Origin of the sequence: Thiomonas arsenitoxydans, from assembly GCF_000253115.1 — a bacterium.
Taxonomy (GTDB): domain Bacteria; phylum Pseudomonadota; class Gammaproteobacteria; order Burkholderiales; family Burkholderiaceae_C; genus Thiomonas; species Thiomonas arsenitoxydans.
In genome coordinates, this window is sequence record NC_014145.1 from 3,325,302 (window position 1) to 3,347,500 (window position 22,199).

At 61.8% G+C, this 22,199-nt stretch carries 26 protein-coding genes; 6 read left to right on the top strand and 20 right to left on the bottom strand.

The features are described from left to right. Positions 1-5: 5 nt before the first annotated feature. The 4 genes from gcl to THI_RS15770 all read right to left on the bottom strand — a co-directional run bounded on the left by gcl (position 6) and on the right by THI_RS15770 (position 3,721). Positions 6-1,760 carry a glyoxylate carboligase gene (gene gcl / locus THI_RS15755; RefSeq protein WP_013107259.1) on the bottom strand — a complete coding sequence of 585 codons (1,755 nt, stop codon included), beginning with the start codon at positions 1,758-1,760 and terminating at the stop codon, positions 6-8. Between the two features lie 127 nt (positions 1,761-1,887). Beyond that, positions 1,888-2,337 carry a phosphate-starvation-inducible PsiE family protein gene (locus tag THI_RS15760; RefSeq protein WP_013107260.1) on the bottom strand — a complete coding sequence of 150 codons (450 nt, stop codon included), beginning with the start codon at positions 2,335-2,337 and terminating at the stop codon, positions 1,888-1,890. Between the two features lie 27 nt (positions 2,338-2,364). Next, positions 2,365-2,556, bottom strand: coding sequence for a 4-oxalocrotonate tautomerase (locus tag THI_RS15765; protein WP_013107261.1), 192 nt, complete (start codon positions 2,554-2,556; stop codon positions 2,365-2,367). 34 nt (positions 2,557-2,590) lie between these two features. Beyond that, positions 2,591-3,721, bottom strand: a complete 1,131-nt coding sequence (locus tag THI_RS15770; protein ID WP_041609044.1) for a 3-deoxy-7-phosphoheptulonate synthase — start codon at positions 3,719-3,721, stop codon at positions 2,591-2,593. Between the two features lie 485 nt (positions 3,722-4,206). On the opposite strand from THI_RS15770, the gene THI_RS15775 reads away from it, so the two are divergent. From THI_RS15775 to rarD, 6 genes are all read left to right on the top strand, one after another. Next, a complete protein-coding gene (locus THI_RS15775; RefSeq protein WP_013107263.1) occupies positions 4,207-5,445 on the top strand; it encodes an efflux RND transporter periplasmic adaptor subunit in 1,239 nt (412 codons plus the stop codon). Positions 5,446-5,465: 20 nt separating this feature from the next. Then, a complete protein-coding gene (locus THI_RS15780; RefSeq protein WP_013107264.1) occupies positions 5,466-6,668 on the top strand; it encodes an ABC transporter permease in 1,203 nt (400 codons plus the stop codon). A gap of 8 nt (positions 6,669-6,676) precedes the next feature. Continuing rightward, positions 6,677-7,405 (top strand): ABC transporter ATP-binding protein, encoded by a 729-nt coding sequence (locus THI_RS15785; protein WP_013107265.1) that lies wholly within the window; start codon positions 6,677-6,679, stop codon positions 7,403-7,405. A 38-nt stretch (positions 7,406-7,443) separates the two neighbouring features. Next, on the top strand, positions 7,444-8,583 hold the full coding sequence (locus THI_RS15790) for a carbohydrate porin (RefSeq protein ID WP_013107266.1): 1,140 nt from the start codon (positions 7,444-7,446) through the stop codon (positions 8,581-8,583). Between the two features lie 59 nt (positions 8,584-8,642). Beyond that, the gene (gene ychF / locus THI_RS15795; protein ID WP_013107267.1) at positions 8,643-9,734 is read left to right on the top strand and encodes a redox-regulated ATPase YchF; all 1,092 of its coding nucleotides are present in this window, start codon (positions 8,643-8,645) and stop codon (positions 9,732-9,734) included. Between the two features lie 116 nt (positions 9,735-9,850). After that, a complete protein-coding gene (rarD, locus tag THI_RS15800) occupies positions 9,851-10,774 on the top strand; it encodes an EamA family transporter RarD (RefSeq protein WP_013107268.1) in 924 nt (307 codons plus the stop codon). Positions 10,775-10,804: 30 nt separating this feature from the next. Here rarD and THI_RS15805 read toward each other — a convergent pair whose 3' ends face one another. The 16 genes from THI_RS15805 to rpsL all read right to left on the bottom strand — a co-directional run bounded on the left by THI_RS15805 (position 10,805) and on the right by rpsL (position 22,109). Beyond that, positions 10,805-12,118: a Glu/Leu/Phe/Val family dehydrogenase gene (locus tag THI_RS15805; RefSeq protein WP_013107269.1), complete on the bottom strand. Its 1,314-nt coding sequence runs from the start codon at positions 12,116-12,118 to the stop codon at positions 10,805-10,807. A 333-nt stretch (positions 12,119-12,451) separates the two neighbouring features. Continuing rightward, on the bottom strand, positions 12,452-12,718 hold the full coding sequence (gene rpsQ, locus THI_RS15810) for a 30S ribosomal protein S17 (RefSeq protein ID WP_013107270.1): 267 nt from the start codon (positions 12,716-12,718) through the stop codon (positions 12,452-12,454). A 3-nt stretch (positions 12,719-12,721) separates the two neighbouring features. After that, positions 12,722-12,928 (bottom strand): 50S ribosomal protein L29, encoded by a 207-nt coding sequence (rpmC, locus tag THI_RS15815; protein ID WP_013107271.1) that lies wholly within the window; start codon positions 12,926-12,928, stop codon positions 12,722-12,724. Positions 12,929-12,938: 10 nt separating this feature from the next. Continuing rightward, positions 12,939-13,355, bottom strand: coding sequence for a 50S ribosomal protein L16 (gene rplP / locus THI_RS15820; protein ID WP_013107272.1), 417 nt, complete (start codon positions 13,353-13,355; stop codon positions 12,939-12,941). A gap of 24 nt (positions 13,356-13,379) precedes the next feature. Beyond that, positions 13,380-14,204: a 30S ribosomal protein S3 gene (rpsC, locus tag THI_RS15825; RefSeq protein WP_013107273.1), complete on the bottom strand. Its 825-nt coding sequence runs from the start codon at positions 14,202-14,204 to the stop codon at positions 13,380-13,382. Positions 14,205-14,213: 9 nt separating this feature from the next. Then, positions 14,214-14,543, bottom strand: coding sequence for a 50S ribosomal protein L22 (gene rplV / locus THI_RS15830; protein WP_013107274.1), 330 nt, complete (start codon positions 14,541-14,543; stop codon positions 14,214-14,216). A gap of 9 nt (positions 14,544-14,552) precedes the next feature. After that, positions 14,553-14,828: a 30S ribosomal protein S19 gene (gene rpsS / locus THI_RS15835; RefSeq protein WP_013107275.1), complete on the bottom strand. Its 276-nt coding sequence runs from the start codon at positions 14,826-14,828 to the stop codon at positions 14,553-14,555. Positions 14,829-14,838: 10 nt separating this feature from the next. Next, complete coding sequence (gene rplB / locus THI_RS15840) at positions 14,839-15,663, bottom strand: 50S ribosomal protein L2 (protein WP_013107276.1); 825 nt, start codon at positions 15,661-15,663, stop codon at positions 14,839-14,841. After that, a complete protein-coding gene (rplW, locus tag THI_RS15845; protein WP_013107277.1) occupies positions 15,664-15,978 on the bottom strand; it encodes a 50S ribosomal protein L23 in 315 nt (104 codons plus the stop codon). Beyond that, positions 15,975-16,595, bottom strand: coding sequence for a 50S ribosomal protein L4 (gene rplD, locus THI_RS15850; RefSeq protein ID WP_013107278.1), 621 nt, complete (start codon positions 16,593-16,595; stop codon positions 15,975-15,977). Before rplD ends, rplW begins: the two co-directional genes overlap by 4 nt. Beyond that, on the bottom strand, positions 16,595-17,257 hold the full coding sequence (gene rplC / locus THI_RS15855) for a 50S ribosomal protein L3 (RefSeq protein WP_041609045.1): 663 nt from the start codon (positions 17,255-17,257) through the stop codon (positions 16,595-16,597). Before rplC ends, rplD begins: the two co-directional genes overlap by 1 nt. 161 nt (positions 17,258-17,418) lie before the next feature. Next, complete coding sequence (rpsJ, locus tag THI_RS15860) at positions 17,419-17,730, bottom strand: 30S ribosomal protein S10 (RefSeq protein ID WP_013107280.1); 312 nt, start codon at positions 17,728-17,730, stop codon at positions 17,419-17,421. Positions 17,731-17,798: 68 nt separating this feature from the next. Beyond that, the gene (gene tuf, locus THI_RS15865) at positions 17,799-18,989 is read right to left on the bottom strand and encodes an elongation factor Tu (protein ID WP_013107281.1); all 1,191 of its coding nucleotides are present in this window, start codon (positions 18,987-18,989) and stop codon (positions 17,799-17,801) included. Between the two features lie 52 nt (positions 18,990-19,041). Next, positions 19,042-21,147 carry an elongation factor G gene (gene fusA / locus THI_RS15870; protein WP_013107282.1) on the bottom strand — a complete coding sequence of 702 codons (2,106 nt, stop codon included), beginning with the start codon at positions 21,145-21,147 and terminating at the stop codon, positions 19,042-19,044. 20 nt (positions 21,148-21,167) lie between these two features. Next, a complete protein-coding gene (rpsG, locus tag THI_RS15875; protein ID WP_013107283.1) occupies positions 21,168-21,638 on the bottom strand; it encodes a 30S ribosomal protein S7 in 471 nt (156 codons plus the stop codon). Between the two features lie 96 nt (positions 21,639-21,734). Next, positions 21,735-22,109, bottom strand: coding sequence for a 30S ribosomal protein S12 (rpsL, locus tag THI_RS15880; protein WP_013107284.1), 375 nt, complete (start codon positions 22,107-22,109; stop codon positions 21,735-21,737). Positions 22,110-22,199: the final 90 nt, after the last annotated feature.

Genomic DNA, 22,199 nt, shown 5'->3' on the forward strand with positions numbered 1-22,199 from the left:
AGTCCTCAGGCTTCAGCGGGTTGCAGGTCGATGACCGGATCGAATTCGGTGATGGCGTCGATTTCACCACCCATGGAGATATTGGTCACGCGCTCCAGAATGATCTCGACCACCACGGGCACGGCAAACTCCTTCATCAACTGCCGCGCCTGCGCCAGCGCGGGCTGAATCTGGTTGGGGTCGAACACGCGTATGGCCTTGCAGCCCAGCCCTTCGGTCACCTTGACGAAGTCGATACCGTAACCGCTGACTTCGGGCGAGTTGACGTTGTCGAACGAGAGTTGCACGCAGAAGTCCATATCGAACTGGCGCTGGCCCTGGCGGATGAGACCGAGGTAGGAGTTGTTGACCACGATGTGGATGTAGGGCAGCTTGAACTGCGCGCCCACTGCCAGCTCCTCGATGAGAAACTGGAAGTCGTAGTCGCCGGAAATGGCCACCACGTCCGCGGTCGGATCGGCCACGCGCACGCCGAGCGCAGCGGGCATGGTCCAGCCCAGCGGGCCCGCCTGGCCGGCGTTGATCCAGTGGCGCGGCTTTTCCACCTTGAGCAACTGCGCCGCCGCGATTTGCGACAGGCCGATGGTGGTGACGTAGCGCGTGTTGGCGTCGAAAAACTCGACCATCTCCTTGTAAACGCGGTGGGGCTTGATGGGAATCTGGTCGTAGTCCCACTTGCGCAGCAGGGTCTGCACGCGCTCGCGGCAGGCGCTCGCCCAGGCGCTGCGGTCTTTGAGCTTGCCCGCCGCCTTGCGATCGCGCGCCACGGCAATGAACAGTTCGAGCGCCGCCTTGGCGTCGGAGGTGATGCCGAAATCGGGCATGAACACCCGGCCGATCTGCGTGGGCTCGATGTCCACATGCAGAATCTTGCGGCCCTTGGCATACACCTCGGGCGAGCCGGTGTGGCGGTTGGCCCAGCGGTTGCCGATGCCCAGCACCAGGTCGGAAGCCAGCAAGTTGGCGTTGCCGCCACGGTGCGAGGTTTGCAGACCGACCATGCCCGCCATCAGCGGATGGCTGTCGCCAATCGCGCCCCAGCCCATCAGCGTGGGAATCACCGGCACGCCGGTCAGCTCGGCGAACTGCACCAGCAGATCGGTGGCATCGGCATTGATCACGCCGCCGCCGGCGACGATCAGCGGGCGCTCGGACGCTTCGAGCATGTCCAGCGCCTTTTCAATCTGCGCCTTGGTCGCCGTGGGCTTGTACACCGCCAGCGGCGCGTAGGTGTCGGGATCGAATTCGATTTCGGCGAGCTGAACGTCCAGCGGCAGATCGATCAGCACCGGCCCGGGACGGCCCGAGCGCATCACATGGAACGCCTGCTGAAACACTTGCGGCACCAGCGCGGGCTCGCGCACGGTGACCGCCCACTTGCACACCGGCTTGGCAATGGACTCGATATCCACCGCCTGAAAGTCTTCCTTGTACAGCCGCGCGCGCGGGGCCTGGCCGGTGATGCACAGAATGGGAATGGAGTCGGCAATGGCCGAATACAGCCCGGTGATCATGTCGGTACCCGCCGGGCCGGAAGTGCCGATGCACACGCCGATATGGCCCGGCGCGGTGCGGGTGTAGCCCTCAGCCATATGCGACGCCGCCTCGACGTGGCGCGCCAGCACATGCGCGATGTGGCCGTTCTTGCGCAGCGCGGAATACAGCGGGTTGATCGCCGCACCCGGCACACCGAAGGCCTGATGCACGCCTTCTTTTTCGAGCACTAAAACCGCGGCATCCACCGCACGCATCCTGGCCATGATTCCCTCTCCTCGTTGGGGTGCCCAGCGAACTATGCGGGGCATTTCAGGCCATGAGTCTATTGATGAGATGACAGGAAGTGAATGGAAGGATAAAGCGAAAGATTCAGTACTTTTCGGTAGTCAATCAACTTCCGGAGTCTGCCCCCTGCTCGCCCGGCATCACCCGGCGCACCAGAAAGTAAGTGATGCCCACCGCCACGACCGCCGCGGTGATCAGGCCGTAAGTCCAGGCCCAGTTCTGCAACTGCCCCTGGCTCTCGACCGGAATGATGATGAGCTGACGCAACAGGGTGATGAGTGCGGCCTCGATGAACACCAGCACCGAAAAATTGCCGGTGCGCATGTAGCGGATTTCGGCGGAAATCAGCGAAGACAGCACCCAGAGGATGAACAGATTGCCCAGCGCATGCAAAAACCCCTGCGCCACCGCGCCGGAACGCACGGTCTGCACCACGTCCTGCCCGAACTGCCAGATCAGCAGCAGGCTGGCCACGAGCAGCACGACGGCCATGAACACATGAAGCAGCTTGTTGGCCTCCTCCATCAGCGATTCAAACCCCTTATAGCCCACCATGTGGCGCTCCCGTCTGAAACTGGACGTTCACTCGCGCGGCTCGCTCCACAGCTTGCCGCCGGTGGCCCAGTGCGCCTTGGGCACCTCGTTGAGAATGATGTCCACCGCGTCGGGCGAACACTTGAGCGTGTCCACCACGGCCTGCGTGATGGCTTCAATCAGCTGTTTTTTCACCTCGGGGCTGCGGCCCTCGAAAAGGTCGATACGGATGGCGGGCATGGGGTCTCCTAGGGTTGCATGACAAAGCAAAAGCTTACTTCGCCGACTTGTGTTTGCGCCGTGCTTTGACGCCGTCGGCCAGCACCTGCATCAGCTCGACCGAATCGTCCCAGGGCAGGCAGGCGTCGGTGATGCTCTGGCCGTACTGCAGCTTGGACGGGTCGTCCTTGCCTGCGGTGAACTTTTGCGCCCCGCCGTGCAGATGGCTCTCGGCCATGACGCCGAAAATGCAGCGCTCTCCAGCAGCCAGTTGCGCGGCGATGTCGCGCGCTACGTCGAGCTGACGCATGTGCTGCTTGGCGCTGTTGGCGTGCGAACAGTCGATCATCAAGCGGCAGTCGAGCTTGGCCTCTTCGAGTGCGGCGCAGGCCTCGCGCACGCTGGTGGCGTCGTAGTTCGGCGTCTTGCCGCCGCGCAGAATGACGTGGGTGTCTTTATTGCCACGGGTCTGCACGATGGCCACCTGACCGTTCTTGTGCACTGACAAAAAGGAGTGCGGCCGACGCGCAGCATGAATCGCGTCGATGGCGATGCGCAGACTGCCATCAGTACCGTTCTTGAAGCCGATCGGCGCCGACAGCCCCGAAGCCAGCTCGCGGTGCACCTGGCTTTCGGTGGTGCGCGCGCCGATGGCACCCCACGAGATGAGATCGGCGATGTATTGCGGCGAAATCACGTCGAGGAATTCGCTGCCCGCAGGCACGCCCAGACGATTGATGTCGATCAGCACCTCGCGGGCAATGCGCAGCCCTTCATCGATGCGGAAACTCTCGTCCAGATACGGATCGTTGATCAGCCCCTTCCAGCCCACCGTGGTGCGCGGTTTTTCGAAATACACCCGCATGACGATTTCCAACTCGCCCGCATGTTGTTTGCGCAACACCGCCAGCCTCTGGGCGTAGTCGAGCGCGGCCTTGGGGTCGTGGATCGAGCACGGGCCGATGACGAGCAACAGCCGGTCGTCCTCGCCGTGGATGATGCGATGCAACGCATGGCGGGTATCGGCCACCAGCGTTTCCACCGGGGTATCGGCGATGGGAAAGAAGCGGATCAGATGCTCGGGCGGCGGCAGGGGCACGATGTGCTTGATGCGGGCGTTGTCGGTGCGGGAGGTCTTGTCCTCCTGCGGTTTGTGCAAGGTTTCTGCGGCGGATTTGGACGGCATCGGAATTTCTCCAGCAAGCATTGAGGACAGGGAGGCCGCCGCCGAGGCAACGGCAAGATCACTTGGGGTATGGGCTTCGTACATGGGGGGTTGCATCGCGTGGTTTTCGCCACACCAGCCCGAAAAAAAACCGCCGGGCTGGGCCGGCGGTTTTTGAGGATTTGTGAGCTGCGTTTGTGGGTCGCGCTTCAGCCTCTCCCTCCGCCGGTGCGGTGCGAGAAATACCAAAAACCAAAAAACAAGCAGTTTGCGGTCATGGTGAGGTGATAGCGTTCTGTGTCTAAAGGCTTTGATTGAAGCAGAACGGGCACTTGCTGGCAAGCGTGGGCGTTTTCTGACCTCAAAATGGTTGCGCACTTTGTCGCAGCGCAACAGCGCCTGCGGCAGCGAGCAAACCCCGCAGCGCAGCACTTATCTCCTCTCTATGATGTTCAACTTTCGCCCGGACGCCACTCCGGGCGTCGAAAATCTCCGCCGTTCAACTCATGCCCGCCCCGTCCAAAACCTCCCGATTTCCCTGGCAGCGCCTGCTTTGGGTGCTGCTCGCACTGGCCATTGCGGCCGCCGTGCTGTGGTGGCGCAGCCGTCCGCCCGTCGTGCCCGGCTACAAAATCGAAACCCGCAATCTGGTGCAAAACGTGGTGGCCACCGGCTATGTGATCACCCCGTCCAGGGTGCAGGTGGCGAGCGAAATCACCGGCACCGTGGTGAAACGGCTGGTCGATCGCGGCGCGCATGTCAAGGCCGGACAAGTGTTGCTGGAACTGCGAGCCGACCAGACCTCGGCCCAGCTCGACCAGGCGCGGGCGGCGCTGCGCCAGCTGGTTGAACAATCACGTCCGCAGGCCGCCGCCGCGCTGGCGCAGGCCAAAGTGCAGGTCGAGCAGGCTGAGCGCGACCTGAAACGCGCTCAGGGGGTGTTCGACGCGGGAGGCGGCTCGGCGCAGCAACTCGAACAGGCGCAGACCGCCCTGCGAAACGCCCGTCAGCAGCGCGACAGCGCCCAGGCGGCTTACAACGCCGTGGCGCCCGGCGGCGCACAACAGCGCGTGCTCGAAGCCGCGCTCAATGCCGCCAGCGCGGTGAATGCGCGCAATGTGGTGCGCGCCGGGGTGTCGGGCGTGGTGCTGGCGCGCAATGTGGAAGTGGGCGATACGGTCACGCCCGGGCAGACGCTTTTCACTCTGGCGATGGACGGGGCGACGGAAATCCTGCTGCCGGTCAACGAACAAAGCATTGGCAATCTGCAGATCGGGCAGCAGGCGCAGTGTGTGGCGGATGCTTACCCCGACCGCAGCTTCGCCGCGCAGGTGAGTTTTCTCGCGCCGCAGGTCGACCGCACCACGGGCACTCTGGAAGTGCGCCTGCGCGTGCCCTCCCCGCCTGCCTGGCTCAAGCAGGACATGACGGTGTCGGCGGACATCGTCACCGCGCAGCGGCGCAATACCCTGGTCGTGCCCAACGACGCACTGCGCAGCGTGAACGGCGATCAGGCCACGGTGCTGGTGCTGCGGGGCGGCCGGGCGCAGGCGCAGCAGGTCAAGCTGGGGCTGCAAGGGCTGACGCTGACGCAGGTGGTCTCCGGCCTGTCCTCTGGCGAGTCGGTCCTGGCGGGCAATAGTGTGGCGCCGGGAGAGCGCGTGCGGTTGAAAACGCTGCCGCTGCCCAGCGCCGCTGCCAGTGCGGCGGCTTCGGGCAACGATCTGCCCATGCCGGGCCGCTGAGACCGCGAGCCGCTTCGCCCATGCGCCTGTCCTGGAATATCGCCCTGCAGTTTTTGCGCGATGGCCGCGCGCAGTCGCTGCTCATTCTCATCGGCATTGCCGTGGGCTCGGCGGTGATCGTGTTCATCACCGCCCTGGTCACCGGGCTGCAAGGCAATATCGTCAACCGCACCCTGGGCAGTCAGCCGCAGATCGTGGTGAAGGCGCCCGATCTGGTGCCGCTGACCCCGCCGCCCGCGCCCGACACCACCTATTTGTCGCGCATCGACCCGCGACCGCAGCGCCTTCGCGGCATCGACAATGCCGCCGCGGTGCTGCATGCCATACGCACCATGCCCGACGTGAAGGCGGCCACCCCCGTGGTATCGGGCCCGGCATTTGCCCAGCGCGGCAATGCGGTGCGCGCAGTGGCCATCCTCGGCATCGAGCCATCGAGCTATGTGCACATCATTCCCATCAATACCGACATCGTTGCCGGACAGTTTGCCGTGGGCGCGGAAAAAATCCTCATCGGCTCGCGTCTGGCCTCCGATCTCGGCCTGAGCATCGGCGACACGCTGCGCCTGACCGGCCCCTCGGGCCAGGCGCAGGCGTTCCGCGTGGCAGGCATTTTCACCATTGGCGTGCGGGACGTGGACGAGCGCCAGGTTTATCTCGGCTTGCAGCAGGCGCAAACGCTGTTGGGCCTGCCCGGCTCGACCACTGAAATCGACCTAAGCGTGCACGATCTGTTCAGCGCGCAGGCGATTGCCGCACGCATCGCCCGTACCTTCGACGTCAAGGCCGAGAGCTGGATGACGACCAACAGCCAGTTGCTCAACGCGCTGCGCTCACAGTCGCTGTCCACCAACATCATCCGCCTGTCCATCGCCCTGTCGGTGGCGCTGGGCATCGCCAGCGTGCTGGCGGTCAGCGTGGTGCAGCGCACACGCGAAATCGGCATCCTGCGCGCCATGGGCGCCACCCGGCTGCGCATGATGTCGGTGTTTCTCATCCAGGGCGGCGTGCTCGGGCTGATCGGCTCCACCATCGGCGCGCTGCTCGGGGTCAGCCTAGTCTATGTGTTCAACACTTCGGGGCCGCGGCTGTTTCCGGTCACCATCAGCCCCTGGCTGGTGCCGCAGGCCATGCTGATCGCCACGCTGGCGGGCATCGTCGCCGCATTCGCACCGGCGCGGAGGGCGTCGCACCTCGATCCGGTCGAGGCCATTCGCACCGTCTGACCCCTGCGATGAACAGCGCCGTCACCCCATCCCCGCCCCCTGTGCTGCGCCTTGACGGCCTGCGCAAGGCCTATGGCGTGGGCACGCCGCTCGAAGTCGAAGTGCTGCACGGCATCGACCTCACGCTGCAGGGCGGAGAATTTGCCGCGCTCATCGGCCCGTCGGGTTCGGGCAAGAGCACCCTGCTCAACCTCATCGGCCTGCTCGACACGCCCACCCGCGGCGAAATTCATGTGCAGGGCCGTCCCACCGTGGATTTGAACGATACCGAACGTACCGCCCTGCGCGGCCGCTCGCTGGGCTTCGTGTTCCAGTTCCACCACCTCATCAACGCCTTCAGCGTGATCGACAACGTGATGATGCCCGCGCTGCTCGGCGGTGCAAAGCCCGATGCCGCCACGCGCGAGCGCGCCCTCGAACTGCTCGACGCCGTCGGACTGGCGATGCACGCCCACAAACGCCCGACCGAACTCTCCGGCGGCCAGCAACAGCGGGTAGCCATCGCCCGGGCGCTGATGATCCGCCCGCCCATCCTGCTGGCCGACGAGCCCACCGGCAACCTCGACTCACGCGCCGCCGACGAGGTGTTCGCGCTGTTCCGCCGCTTCAACCAGTCTTTCGGCTGCGCGGTGCTGCTGGTGACGCACGACCCGCGCATCGCCGCACGCTGCGACCGAGTGCTGGAAATGCTCGATGGCCGATTGGTGGCGGATCGCGCCCAAACGGCTCAGGCATAATCGCAAATAAGAGTTGTTCTTATTTGTAAATTTTGCCGATGAACTGTTTGCGCTTTTTTCCAGTTGCCGGGGTCGTCGCCGCCGCTGCACTCGCTCCCGTTTGGGCGCAGACCACCGACAGTGGTCTGCAGCTTGCGCCCTATACCGCCCCTATCACGCCCCCGAGCCAAACCTGGAACCAGGGTTTGAGCACGTCTTTGCACCTCGACGCGGAAACGCTGGGGGTCATCGGCGGCAAGGGCGCGCGCCAGGCTGTCTCGGTGGCCGCCTTTCAAGCTGCACTCACTCTCGACACAGCGCAGGCCGCCTGGTGGCAGGGCGGCCAGTTCGACCTTATGCTCATGGGCCTGCGCAGCCATGGCAATCTGCAAACGGTGACCAACACGGTGCAGTTGCCGAGCAACCTCTGGGCGCCCAATTTTCTTCGTGTCTATCAGCTCAGCTACCGCCAGCAGTTCGGCCCGGGCTTTGTGCAGGGCGGCATCATGGACGTGAACAACACGTTCGACACCACGGGCGTGGCCGGTCATTTGCACAATGCCTCATTCGGCATTGCCCCGACGCTGACCTCCAATGCCAATATCGCCACCTACCCCAATCCCGGCCTGGGGCTGATGGGCGGGCTCGATGTGGGCAACGGCTGGTCGGCGCAGGCGGGCGTGTGGCAGGGCGACCCTCCGGGCATGACGGGCGCACTCCATCGCGGCGCGCTGTGGATCGCCGAGGCTGATCGCTCCTGGGGCGAGGCCGAACACGCGCAGGGCACGCTGAAACTGGGCGCCTGGCATCTGCAGCAAAGCACTTCAGCCTACGGCCCCGATAGCAGCGGCTTGTATGCGGTGAATGAATGGCGCTGGAAAGACGCCGACCGACGCGATTGGGCCGCTTTCCTGCAAGGCGGCTGGAGCCCGGCTGCGTCCAACCCAGTACAAGGCTATCTCGGTGCGGGCGTGCGGATTCAGGGGCTGAACGCCGCCCGCCCTGCCGACGTACTCACCTTGGGCATCGCACAGGCGCGTTTGCAGGCGCGGCCCAGCGAAACCGTGGTCGAGGCGGTGTACTCGCTGCAACTCGCCCGCCATCTCTACCTGCAGCCCGACATCCAGCACATTCAGAACCCCGGTGGCGAATCCGGTCATCAGTGGGTTGCGGGGCTGCGGGTGCACATCGAACATTAGGCGGCCCCCTACAATCCTTGGCTTCGCGCGCGACCTGCGCGCTCATCCATCCCCACACCATGAGCCTGAAATGCGGCATCGTGGGCTTGCCCAACGTGGGCAAGTCCACCCTCTTCAATGCGCTGACCCAAAGCGCCATACCGGCGGAAAACTATCCCTTCTGCACCATCGAGCCCAACACCGGCATCGTCGAATTGCCCGATCCGCGGCTCGATCAACTCGCCGCTATCGTCAAGCCGCAGCGCGTCCTGCCTGCGGTGGTCGAGTTCGTCGATATCGCCGGACTCGTGGCTGGCGCGAGCCAGGGCGAGGGGCTGGGCAACCAGTTTTTGGCGCACATCCGCGAGACCGACGCCATCATCAATGTGGTGCGCTGCTTTGAAGACCCGAATGTGATTCACGTCGCTGGCCGGGTGGACCCGATCTCGGACATCGCCGTGATCCAGACCGAACTCTGCCTGGCCGATCTGGGCACGGCCGAGAAAAGTCTGCACCGCATGAACAAACAGGGGCGCTCCGGCGACAAAGATGCCAAGCGCGTTGCCGATCTGCTCGAGCGCATCATCCCCGCGCTCAACGAAGCCCGCCCGGTGCGCGCCCTGGGGCTCAGCGCCGAAGAGCTGGCCCTGATCGCTCCGCTATGCCTCATCACCGCCAAGCCGGCCATGTTCGTCGGCAACGTGATGGAGGATGGCTTCGACAACAACCCCCACCTAGACCGGCTGCGCGAGTATGCGGCCCAGGAAAACGCCCCAGTCGTGGCCATCTGCGCCAAGCTGGAGAGCGAACTCGCCGGGCTTGACGCCGAAGAAAAACAAGCGTTTCTCGCCGACCTCGGACAGGAAGAACCTGGACTGAACCGCCTCATTCGCTCTGCCTACAAACTTCTTGGGTTGCAGACTTATTTCACCGCCGGTGTGAAGGAAGTGCGGGCTTGGACCGTGCATGTCGGCGCGACCGCGCCGCAGGCCGCTGCAGTGATTCACACCGATTTCGAGCGGGGCTTCATCCGCGCCCAGACCATCGCGTTTGACGACTTCATCCGGTACGGCGGCGAGCAGGGCGCCAAAGACGCGGGCAAGATGCGAGCCGAAGGCAAGGACTACATCGTCAAGGACGGCGACGTGCTGCATTTTCTGTTCAACGTCTGAGCCTTCCTTTGCTGCCGCGCCGCGCGCGCTGCAAATCCTCACGGCTGCAGCTACAGTGTGTAGCCCGGCATGCCGATGTCTGTGATCGGCAAGCCCAAAATAAACCATCCGTTCACATGAATTCCGGCGTTGTTTACGCCCTGGCGGCGTACGTCATCTGGGGCCTGTTTCCGCTTTACTTCAAGGCGCTCGAACAGGTTCCCTCCCTGCAGATCCTCGCGCATCGCATGGCGTGGTCGCTGCTTTTTGTCGCGTTGCTGCTGGCGGTTCTCAAGCGCTGGTCGTGGATGCGGCTGCTGCGTGAACAGCCCGCCCTGCTCGCCCGTTTTGCGCTCAGTGCCGTACTCCTTTCGAGCAATTGGGGCATCTATATCTGGGCGGTGAACAGCAACCACGTGGTGGACGCAAGTCTGGGCTACTACATCAATCCCTTGGTCAACGTGGCGCTCGGATCGGTTCTTCTGCATGAGCGTCTGCGCGGTCTACAGTGGGTTGCTCTGGCCATTGCTGCGGCGGGCGTGACGGTCATGGCGATCGAGGTCGGCCATGTGCCTTGGATCAGTCTCAGCCTGGCGCTCACCTTCGGCAGTTACGCGCTGCTCAGAAAGACCGCGCCGCTGGGAGCGCTCGAAGGCCTCGCCGTGGAGACCGCGGTGCTATTCCCGCTGGCCGTGGCCTATCTGTTCTGGCTGAGTACCCAGGGCATGAACGCGTTCGCCTCCGCCGACCTCTCCACGCGCTGGCTGCTGGTGGCCGCAGGCCCGATCACCACCATCCCCCTGCTGCTGTTCGCTGCGGGCGCTCGCCGCATGTCGATGACCTTGCTGGGGGTTTTGCAGTACATCACCCCCACTCTGCAGCTGGCACTAGGCGTCTGGCTTTATCACGAACCCTTTGCCGCCGCCAAAATGGTCGGATTCGGCCTAGTCTGGGTGGGCCTTGCCGTGTTTCTGCTGGACGGCTTACGCGCAGCCTGGGGCCGCCCGGCCACGACGCTGCCGTCATTGGATGACGGCGTCGCGGCGCCCCCCAAGCTCTGAGCGCCCAGGGCCGGGCGCTGACAGCCGACTTCAGGGATAAAGGCCGCGTTCTTCGCGCGCTTGCAGCACTCGCTCGCAAGCCACCACGAATGCGGCCGTTCTCAGGCTGATTTTCAGTTGGTCTGCGGTATCCCAGATCCGGGCCAAGGCATTGCCCAGAATTTTGTCGAGGCGGGCGTTGATGTCGTCTTCGTCCCAGAAGAAGCTCGAAAAATCTTGCACCCATTCGAAGTACGAAACCGTCACGCCACCCGCATTGCAAATCACATCGGGGACGACAAGAATGCCCCGGCTTGCACAGACATCGTCTGCAGCGGGCAAGGTCGGGCCGTTCGCGCCTTCGAGTATGAGCTTGGCAGTGGTTTTGCGGGCGCGCTCGGCCGTCACCTGCCCTTCGAGGGCTGCGGGAATCAACACATCACAGCGCACACCCCAGAACGCTTCATCGTCGGCTTTTTGTGCGCCCGAGAATCCGGCGACGCCGCCATGACTGCTGACATGACGCAGCAACGCGGCAACATCCAATCCTTGTTCATGAATGATCGTGCCGGTGTGATCCTGCACCGCCACGATCTTCGCGCCCGCTTGCGCGAACAACTCCGCCGCTGTACCGCCCACGTTGCCGAAGCCCTGTACAGCGATCCTCAAACTTTTCACGTCAAGGCCCAGGCGCCTGATGGCCTCACTGCCGGTCACGAACACGCCGCGCCCCGTGGCCTTGACCCGACCGAGAGAACCTCCGAGCGGAATTGGCTTGCCCGTCACCACCCCGGTGGCGGTGGCGCCCACGTTCATGGAATAGGTGTCCATCATCCAGGCCATGATCTGACCGTTGGTGTTGACGTCGGGCGCGGGAATATCCTGCTGCGGCCCGATGATGATGCCGATTTCGCTGGTATAGCGGCGGGTCAGCCGCTCAAGCTCCTTGCGCGATAGCTCTGAAGGGGTCACCCGAATGCCCCCTTTCGCCCCGCCGTAAGGCAGGCCAACGGCGGCGTTCTTGATGGTCATCCACGCCGACAACGCCATCACCTCCTCCAGCGTGACATTGGGGTGATAGCGCACGCCGCCTTTGCCCGGTCCGCGCGACAGGTTGTGCTGCACGCGGTAGCCCTCGAAGTGGCGCACCGAACCATCGTCCATCTCGATCGGCACATCGACGATGAGCGCGCGTTTCGGACGCTTCAAGGTTTCTCCCCAACGGGCCAGGTGACCCAGATGAGGCAGTACCCGATCGACCTGGGCCAAATAGGTCAGCCAGGGGCTGTCCGGCTCGGGATGGATGTACGACAGCGTGCAAACCGGCGGTGCGGTTACCTGTTCTTTGGACTTGGGTGTTTTCATTGCGTCTCCTGTGCTGTGTTGTTGTTCAGCCGAGACCGCCTTGTCCTTGTGAGCCTTGGCGGCATCAGCCGGGGCCGTCAGGGCCCTCAACACACTGTAGTCCGTCGCGCCCACGCCGTACATCCTGTGCGGGTATGCAGAGGCAAGACGTGCAAGCAATTCTGACTGCGTGAGACGATCGGAAAAAAGAACAGTGCAAAAAGCCCGTCGCCCGCCTGCTCCGCATCTGGCGAAACAAACGGGCGACGGGCCCTGATCTATTTATACAGCCACCCTCTGCGCAACAAACGCAAAAGGGGCTGAAAAACGCAAATCAGCAGAAGAGAACTGCGATCAGATCACCTGACCTTTGGTGATCAGACGACTGACCACCCACGCCTTGGTCTTGGAGATCGGACGCGATTCCGCGATCTCGACCACATCGTTCAGGTGGTACTGGCCCGACTCGTCGTGCGCGCTGTACTTCTTGGAGCGCGCAATCAGCTTGCCATAGATCGGGTGCTGGATACGGCGCTCGACCAAAACGGTGACCGTCTTCTGCCGCTTGTCGCTGACCACACGGCCGACCAGCGTGCGCTGCACTTTCTTTTGTTCAGTCATGGCTTAACCCTTGGCCTTCTTTTCTTGAATCAGGGTACGGACCCGCGCAATGGCGCGCTTGGTGTTACCCAGTTGGCACGTATTCTGAAGCTGCTGCGTGCCCTTCTGCATACGCAGATTGAAGTGGGCCTTGAGCAGACTGTCGAGTTCGGTCTGCAGCGCCGGAATATCCTTGGCGCGCAGTTCGGTGAGTTGAGCGGAAGTTTTCAAATCGCTCTCCTTAGGCGCCGATCTGGCGCGTGACAAAAATGGTGCGGAACGGCAGCTTGGCGGCAGCCAGCTCGAACGCTTCGCGCGCGATGGCCTCGGGCACACCTTCGATTTCGTACAGCACGCGACCGGGCTGGACTTCCGATACGTAGTACTCCGGGTTGCCCTTGCCGTTACCCATCCGCACCTCGGCGGGCTTGATGGAAATCGGTTTGTCCGGGAACACACGGATCCAGATCCGGCCGCCACGCTTGACGTGACGGGAAATCGCGCGACGAGCTGATTCGATCTGGCGAGCGGTGATGCGGCCGCGGGTGGTCGCCTTCAGGCCGAACTCACCAAAGGCCACCGTGGCGCCGCGTGTGGCCAGGCCCGTGTTGCGGCCTTTTTGCTCTTTGCGGTATTTGCGACGAGCGGGTTGTAGCATGAAATTTCTCCTTAAGCGCTGTCTTTATGCGCCAGTTGCGCCACCGGATGTACCACCCGACTGAGCCGGTTTGCGCACGCGCTTGACAGCAACGGATTTTTCGCCATCGGCAGCCGGGGCGGCACGGCGTGCGCCGGACGGACGGGCTGCGCCGGGACGGCGATTGCGACGATCTTCCTCGGGGGCAGCAGGCTCGGCCTTGGCCGGGACGATAGCGCCCTTGGCCGGCGTATCGCCCTTGTAAACCCACACCTTCACGCCGATGACACCGTAGGTCGTCTTGGCCTCAGAGGTTGCGTAGTCGATATTCGCACGCAGGGTCTGCAGAGGCACGCGGCCTTCACGATACCACTCACGCCGGGCGATCTCGATGCCATTCAGTCGGCCAGACGACATGATCTTGATACCCTGAGCGCCCATACGCATGGCATTCTGCATGGCACGTTTCATGGCGCGGCGGAACTGAATGCGCTTTTCGAGCTGCTGGGTGATGGAGTCGGCAATCAGTTGGGCATCAATTTCGGGCTTGCGCACCTCTTCAATGTCCACAGCGACCGGCACGCCCAAGCGCTTGGCCAGTTCGGCCTTCAGGTTTTCAATGTCTTCGCCTTTTTTGCCGATCACCACACCCGGTCGGGCGCTGTAAATGGTGATGCGGGCGTTCTTGGCCGGACGCTCGATGAGCACGCGCGACACCGAAGCATTTTTCAAACGCTTCGCCAGGTACTCGCGCACCATGATGTCTTCGCTGAGCATCTTGGCGTACTGGGTGCTCGGCGCATACCAGCGCGAAGCCCAACCGCGGGTGACGGCCAGACGGAAACCGGTCGGATGAATTTTCTGTCCCATATGACGTCCTCAGTTCCCGACTTGAATGTAGATATGGCAGGTGGGCTTGCTGATGCGATTGCCACGACCTTTGGCGCGCGCACTGAAGCGCTTGAGGGTTGCCCCCTCTTCCACCATGATCTGAGTCACTTTCAGTTCGTCCACATCGGCGCCATCGTTGTGCTCGGCGTTGGCGATGGCCGACTCCAGCACTTTCTTGATGATGCCCGAGGCCTTCTTGGGCGAGAACTCCAGGATGTTCAAAGCGGAGTCCACTTTTTTACCGCGAATCAGATCCGCCACCAGTCGGCCTTTTTGGGCCGAGAGGCGAACGCCGCGTAGGGTTGCACGAGTTTCCATGTGTCTGCCTTACTTCTTCGCCTTTTTATCGGCGGGATGTCCTTTGAATGTCCGCGTCAGCGCGAATTCGCCAAGCTTGTGGCCCACCATCTGGTCGGACACATAGACCGGAACATGCTGCTTGCCGTTGTGCACGGCAATCGTCACGCCGATGAATTCGGGCAGGATGGTGGAACGACGCGACCAGGTCTTCACCGGGCGCTTGTCTTTGGTGCTGACAGCAGCTTCAACCTTTTTCAGCAGATGCTGGTCGCAGAACGGACCTTTTTTGAGTGAGCGAGCCATGTGCTATCCCTTACTTCTTACGACGCGACACGATCATGCTCTGCGTGCGCTTGTTGTTGCGGGTGCGATAACCCTTGGTCGGCGTACCCCACGGGCTGACCGCCACGCGACCCTCGCCTGTCTTGCCTTCACCACCGCCATGCGGGTGGTCGACCGGGTTCATGGCCACGCCACGCACCGTCGGGCGAATACCTTGCCAACGCTTTGCACCCGCCTTGCCGTACTGGCGCAGGTTGTGCTCTTCGTTGCTCACCTCACCCAGCGTGGCGCGACACTCGATGTGAATGCGGCGAACCTCGCCAGAACGCATGCGCACTTGAGCGTGAATGCCTTCGCGCGCCAGCAGCACCGCAGAAGCGCCGGCGGAACGCGCGATCTGGGCACCCTTGCCAGGCTGCATTTCGATGCAATGAATGGTTGAACCCACCGGAATATTGCGGATAGGCAGCGTGTTGCCCGCACGAATCGGCGCCTCGGAGCCGCTCATCAACGTAGCGCCCACTTCGAGGTTGCGCGGCGCAATGATGTAGCGGCGCTCACCGTCGGCGTAGCACACCAGCGCGATGTGCGCGGTACGGTTCGGGTCGTATTCGATACGTTCGACCTTGGCCGGAATGCCGTCCTTGTCGCGACGGAAATCGACCACACGGTAATGGTGCTTGTGACCACCGCCGCGATGGCGCGTGGTGATATGACCATTGTTGTTGCGGCCAGCCTTCTGGAACTGGGGCTCGAGCAGCGAACGCTCGGGCTCGCCCTTGTACAGATGCGGGTGCGAGACCTTGACGACGGCGCGGCGGCCAGCCGAGGTCGGTTTGACTTTGACGACGGGCATTTAGATACCCTCCTGCGCGAAATTCAGCTCTTGGCCCGCCTTCAGGCAGACATAGGCTTTCTTGACATGATTGCGACGGCCCGTGCCACGCGCAGTGCGCTTGACCTTGCCCTTGATGTTGGCGACCTGGACCGACTCGACATCGACCTTGAACAGCAGTTCGACAGCAGCCTTGATCTCAGGCTTGGTCGCGTCACGCAGGACGAGAAACACGACTTGATTGCGCTTTTCAGCGACCATCGTCGCCTTTTCCGAAATGACCGGCGCGCTGAGCACCTGCATCAGACGCTGCGGATTGAGAACGGCCTGCGTCATGACAGCATCTCCTGAAGTTGGCTGACTGCACCCTTGGTCATCATGACCTTCTTGTAGAACAAAAGGGACAGCGGATCGGCGTAACGCGGCTCGACGACCAGAACATTCGGCAGATTGCGCGCAGCGAGGAACAGATTTTCGTCCGCGCCGTCAGCAATGATCATCACCGAGTCGAAGCCCATCGCCTTGCACTTCTCGGCAACTAGCTTGGTCTTCGGCGCCTCCACGGTGAAAGTGTCGACCACCACTAGGCGGCCTTCGCGCGCCAGTTGCGAAAACAGCGAACGCATCCCCGCGCGATAAGCCTTTTTGTTGACCTTGTGCGTGAAGTTCTCGTCCGGAGAATTCGGGAAAATCTTGCCGCCCCCACGCCAAAGCGGCGACGACGTCATACCCGCACGAGCGCGGCCCGTACCCTTTTGCTTCCAGGGCTTGCGCGTCGAGTGCTTGACCACCGCACGGTCTTTCTGGGCACGGTTGCCCAGGCGCGCATTGGCCTGATAAGCGATCACGATCTGGTGAACCAGATCTTCGTTGAAGTCGCGGCCGAACACCTCGGGGCTGACCTCAAACTTCTCAGCAGGCTGGCCCTGCGCATTGATGAAATCGAGCTGCATCACTGACCTCCTGTCGCAGACTTGACCGCGGGACGCAGAAACACAAAGCCCGAACGCGAGCCCGGCACCGCACCCTTGACGAGGATGAGCTGGCGCGCTTCGTCGATGCGAACCACCTCCAGGTTCTGCACCGTCACGGTTTCATTGCCCATCTGACCCGCCATGCGCTTGCCAGGAAACACACGCCCGGGATCCTGCGCCATGCCGATGGAACCTGGCGCACGCGTGGTGACCGAGTTACCGTGAGAGGCGCGATTGGACGAAAAATTGTGGCGCTTGATGGAGCCAGCAAAGCCCTTGCCGATCGACACGCCCTGCGCATCGACCATCTGGCCGACCTGAAACAGCGAAGCGGGAACCGTCGCACCCGGCGCGTAATCCGCCGCTTTTTCAGCGGGCAGATCAAACTCCTTGAGGATTTCTGCCGGCTCGACCCCTGCTTTCGCCAAGTGACCCGCCTGACCCTTGGTAAGGCGTGACGGCTTGCGAGAGCCGTAAGCCACCTGGACGGCACTATAGCCATCCACATCTTGCGTGCGCACCTGCGACACCCGGTTGCCAGACGCATCCAGCACGGTGACGGCGATGGATGCCCCATCGTCGGTGAACACACGCGTCATTCCGACCTTGCGCGTGACAAGGCCCATTGAATGTGAGCTCATTGTTTTCTCCTACCCGGCTACGATTGGCCAGGCCCGTAAGTTATTCAAACGATTCAAGCCACGCGGCTTGAGTCAATTACTGCCAGCTTTCTTTCGGGCCTCGCCAGAAAGAAAGCCTTAAATCATACATCAACCGCCCTGCGATCTGCAAGGCAGTGTGCTCACTGCAGTTTGATTTCCACATCGACGCCCGCAGGCAGGTCGAGCTTCATCAAAGCATCTACCGTCTTGTCCGTCGGATCAACGATGTCCATCAGACGCAAATGGGTGCGGATTTCCAACTGATCGCGTGAAGTCTTGTTGACGTGGGGCGAGCGCAGGATGTCAAACCGCTGCAGGCGAGTCGGCAACGGCACGGGGCCTTTAACAATGGCGCCTGTACGCTTTGCGGTATCGACGATCTCCATCGCGGACTGATCGATCAGCTTGTAATCAAACGCCTTCAGGCGAATACGGATTTTCTGATTTTGCATGATGTTCTCTTCAAAGAGCGAAGGCCGACGCCGAAAGTAAGCGGCGCCGGCCGATTCCGTTGAACGATTTACTCGATGATCTTGGCCACGACCCCGGCGCCGACGGTACGACCGCCTTCCCGGATGGCGAAGCGCAGACCTTCTTCCATCGCGATCGGGGCGATGAGCTTGACGGTGATGCTGACGTTGTCGCCGGGCATGACCATTTCCTTGTCCTTGGGCAGTTCCACCGCACCGGTGACGTCGGTGGTGCGGAAGTAGAACTGGGGACGGTAGTTGTTGAAGAAGGGGGTGTGACGGCCGCCTTCGTCTTTGCTGAGCACGTAGATCTCGGCGGTGAAGTGGGTGTGGGGCTTGACGCTGCCGGGTTTGCACAGCACTTGGCCGCGCTCGACGTCTTCGCGCTTGGTGCCGCGCAGCAGAATGCCGACGTTGTCACCGGCTTGGCCTTGGTCGAGGAGTTTGCGGAACATTTCGACGCCGGTGCAGGTGGTTTTCTGCGTGGCGCGAATGCCGACGATTTCGATTTCTTCACCGACTTTGATGATGCCGCGCTCGATCCGGCCGGTCACGACGGTGCCGCGCCCGGAGATGGAGAACACGTCTTCGACGGGCATGAGGAAGGCGCCGTCCACAGCGCGCTCGGGCGTGGGGATGTAGCTGTCGAGGGCGTCGGCGAGGTTGAAGATGGCTTTCTCGCCGAGTTCGCCTTTGTCGCCTTCGAGGGCGAGTTTGGCGGAGCCTTTGATGATGGGGGTGTCGTCGCCGGGGAAGTCGTACTTGGACAGCAGCTCGCGCACTTCCATCTCGACGAGTTCGAGCAGTTCGGCGTCGTCGACCATGTCGCATTTGTTGAGGAACACGACGATGTAGGGCACGCCGACCTGGCGGGCGAGCAGGATGTGCTCGCGGGTCTGGGGCATGGGGCCATCAGCGGCGGAGACGACGAGGATGGCGCCGTCCATCTGGGCGGCACCGGTGATCATGTTCTTGACGTAGTCGGCGTGACCGGGGCAGTCGACGTGGGCGTAGTGGCGGTTGGCCGTCTCGTATTCCACGTGCGCGGTGTTGATGGTGATGCCGCGAGCCTTCTCTTCGGGCGCTGCGTCGATCTGGTCGTAGGCCTTGGCCGATCCGCCAAACTTGGCCGCCAGCACGGTGGTGATGGCCGCCGTCAGCGTGGTCTTGCCGTGGTCCACGTGACCAATCGTGCCCACGTTGACGTGCGGCTTGGTCCGCTCAAACTTTTCCTTCGCCATGATGTTGTTCCTTATCTGAATACGTTTGAAAGGGGTCGATTATTGGGGTCAATTACTTGCTGGCGCGAGCGCTGACAATGGCATCGGCCACGTTCTTCGGCGCCTCGGAGTAATGCTTGAACTCCATCGTGTAAGTAGCACGACCTTGCGACATGGAACGCAGCGTGGTGGAGTAGCCAAACATCTCCGACAGCGGCACTTCGGCCTTGATCGCCTTGCCGCCGCCGACCATGTCTTCCATGCCCTGCACCATACCGCGGCGTGACGACAGATCGCCCATCACGTTGCCGGCGTAGTCTTCAGGCGTTTCCACCTCAACGGCCATCATCGGCTCGAGGATCACGGGGTTCGCCTTACGGCAGCCTTCCTTGAATCCCATGGAAGCGGCGATCTTGAACGCCTGCTCCGAGGAGTCGACATCGTGGTAAGAACCGAAATGCAGCGTCACCTTGACGTCCACCACGGGATAGCCTGCGAGCACGCCGGAATTCAACGACTCTTCAACACCCTTTTGCACCGCAGGGATGTATTCACGCGGCACCACGCCGCCCTTGATCGCATCGACGAACTCAAAGCCCTTGCCGACTTCGTTGGGCTCTACCTTGAGCACAACGTGGCCGTACTGTCCCTTACCACCGGACTGGCGCACGAACTTGCCTTCGGCATTGTCCACCGTCTTGCGGATGGTTTCGCGGTAGGCCACCTGCGGCTTGCCGACATTGGCCTCGACGCCGAATTCGCGTTTCATGCGATCCACGATGATTTCGAGGTGCAGCTCGCCCATGCCCGAGATGATGGTCTGGCCTGACTCTTCGTCCGTTTTCACGCGGAACGAGGGGTCTTCCTGCGCCAGACGCTGGAGCGCCAGGCCCATCTTTTCCTGGTCGGCCTTGGTCTTGGGCTCGACGGCTTGTGCAATCACCGGCTCGGGGAACACCATCTTTTCCAAGGTGATGATGGCATCAGGACTGCACAGGGTCTCGCCCGTGGTCACTTCCTTCAGGCCCACGGCTGCAGCGATGTCGCCTGCGCGCACTTCTTTGATTTCTTCACGGTTATTGGCATGCATCTGCAACAGGCGGCCGATACGCTCCTTCTTGCCCTTGATCGGGTTGTAGACCGTATCGCCCGACGACAGCACGCCGGAGTACACGCGAATGAAGGTGAGCTGGCCCACATACGGGTCAGTCATCAGCTTGAACGCGAGCGCGGAGAACTTTTCGTCGTCAGCCGCCCTACGAACGGCCTCTTTCTCGTCATCGTCATGTCCGGCCACAGGCGGAATATCGATCGGGGACGGCATAAAGTCGATCACCGCGTCCAGCATGCGCTGCACACCCTTGTTCTTGAACGCGGTACCGCAAAGCATCGGCTGGATTTCGCTCGCGATGGTGCGCGCACGCAGACCCTGCTTGATCTCGGCCTCGCTCAACTCGCCGGTTTCGAGGTACTGGTTCATCAGCTCCTCGCTCGACTCTGCGGCAGCCTCAACCATTTTCTCGCGCCATTCCTTGCAGGTCTCCACCAGCTCCGCAGGAATTTCTTCATAGTTGAACTTCATGCCTTGGGATGCTTCATCCCAAATGATGGCCTTCATCTTAAGCAGATCGACGACACCTTTGAAGTTCTCTTCGGCGCCAATGGGCACGACGATAGGTACGGGGTTCGCCTTGAGGCGGGTGCGCATCTGATCGTAGACCTTAAAGAAGTTGGCGCCGGTGCGGTCCATCTTGTTGACAAAGGCCAAGCGCGGCACTTTGTACTTATTGGCCTGACGCCAGACGGTTTCCGACTGGGGCTGCACGCCGCCCACGGCGCAATACACCATACACGCGCCGTCCAGCACGCGCATGGAGCGCTCCACCTCAATGGTGAAGTCCACGTGGCCAGGGGTATCGATGATGTTGATGCGGTGGTCAGGCAGGGAACGATCCATCCCCTTCCAGAAGCAGGTCGTCGCGGCCGAGGTGATGGTGATTCCGCGCTCCTGCTCTTGCTCCATCCAGTCCATCGTGGCAGCGCCGTCATGCACCTCGCCAATTTTGTGATTGACGCCGGTATAGAACAAAATGCGCTCAGTCGTCGTAGTTTTGCCAGCGTCGATGTGCGCAGAGATACCGATATTTCGGTAACGCTCGATCGGGGTAATTCGTGCCATGATGAAATCCAGATAAATGTTTAGAAGCGGAAATGCGAGAAGGCTTTGTTGGCTTCAGCCATACGGTGCACTTCGTCACGCTTCTTCATTGCAGAGCCGCGACCTTCAGCGGCCTCAAGCAGTTCATTGGCCAAGCGCTGCTGCATCGACTTTTCATTGCGCTTCTTCGCAGCCTCACGAATCCAGCGCATCGCGAGGGCCATACGGCGCGAAGGCCGTACCTCGACAGGAACTTGATAGTTGGCACCGCCAACACGGCGGGACTTGACCTCAACCATGGGGCGGACATTGCCCATGGCAGCCGAAAACACTTCGAGGGGATCTTTGCCAGATTTTTCTTGAATCGTGTCAAAGGCACCATAGACGATGCGCTCTGCAACGGCTTTCTTGCCGGAGAGCATGACAACGTTCATAAATTTGGCAACATCTACGCTACCGAACTTCGGGTCCGGCAGAATTTCTCGCTTCTCTACTTCGCGACGACGAGGCATGATTTCTCCAATTCAGTTGGGCTGAGCCCAAGCCCTATTTGGGCTGCTTACTCCGCAGATGCGGACGGAAATCGATTTGCAATCAAGTAAATCGAATTATTTCTTCGGGCGCTTGGCGCCATATTTCGAGCGTGACTGCTTGCGGTCTTTCACCGCCTGCAGATCCAGTGCCCCGCGCACAATGTGATAACGCACACCAGGTAAGTCCTTGACACGGCCGCCACGCACCAGCACGACCGAATGCTCTTGCAAGTTGTGCCCCTCACCGCCGATGTAGGAAATCACCTCGAAGCCATTGGTCAAACGAATCTTCGCGACCTTACGCAGCGCGGAGTTAGGCTTCTTCGGTGTCGTTGTGTAGACACGGGTGCACACACCACGACGCTGCGGGCTGTTCTCCATCGCAGGGCTTTTGGATTTGATACGCTCGCTCACACGAGGAGAGCGAACCAATTGATTGATCGTCGGCATAGATCTTCCTCACTCCTGCTGGAGTACGGTAACTGGAACAAAACAACATGACAAAAGCCCGGCCATCAGGGGATGGCCGGGCTCGTTAGG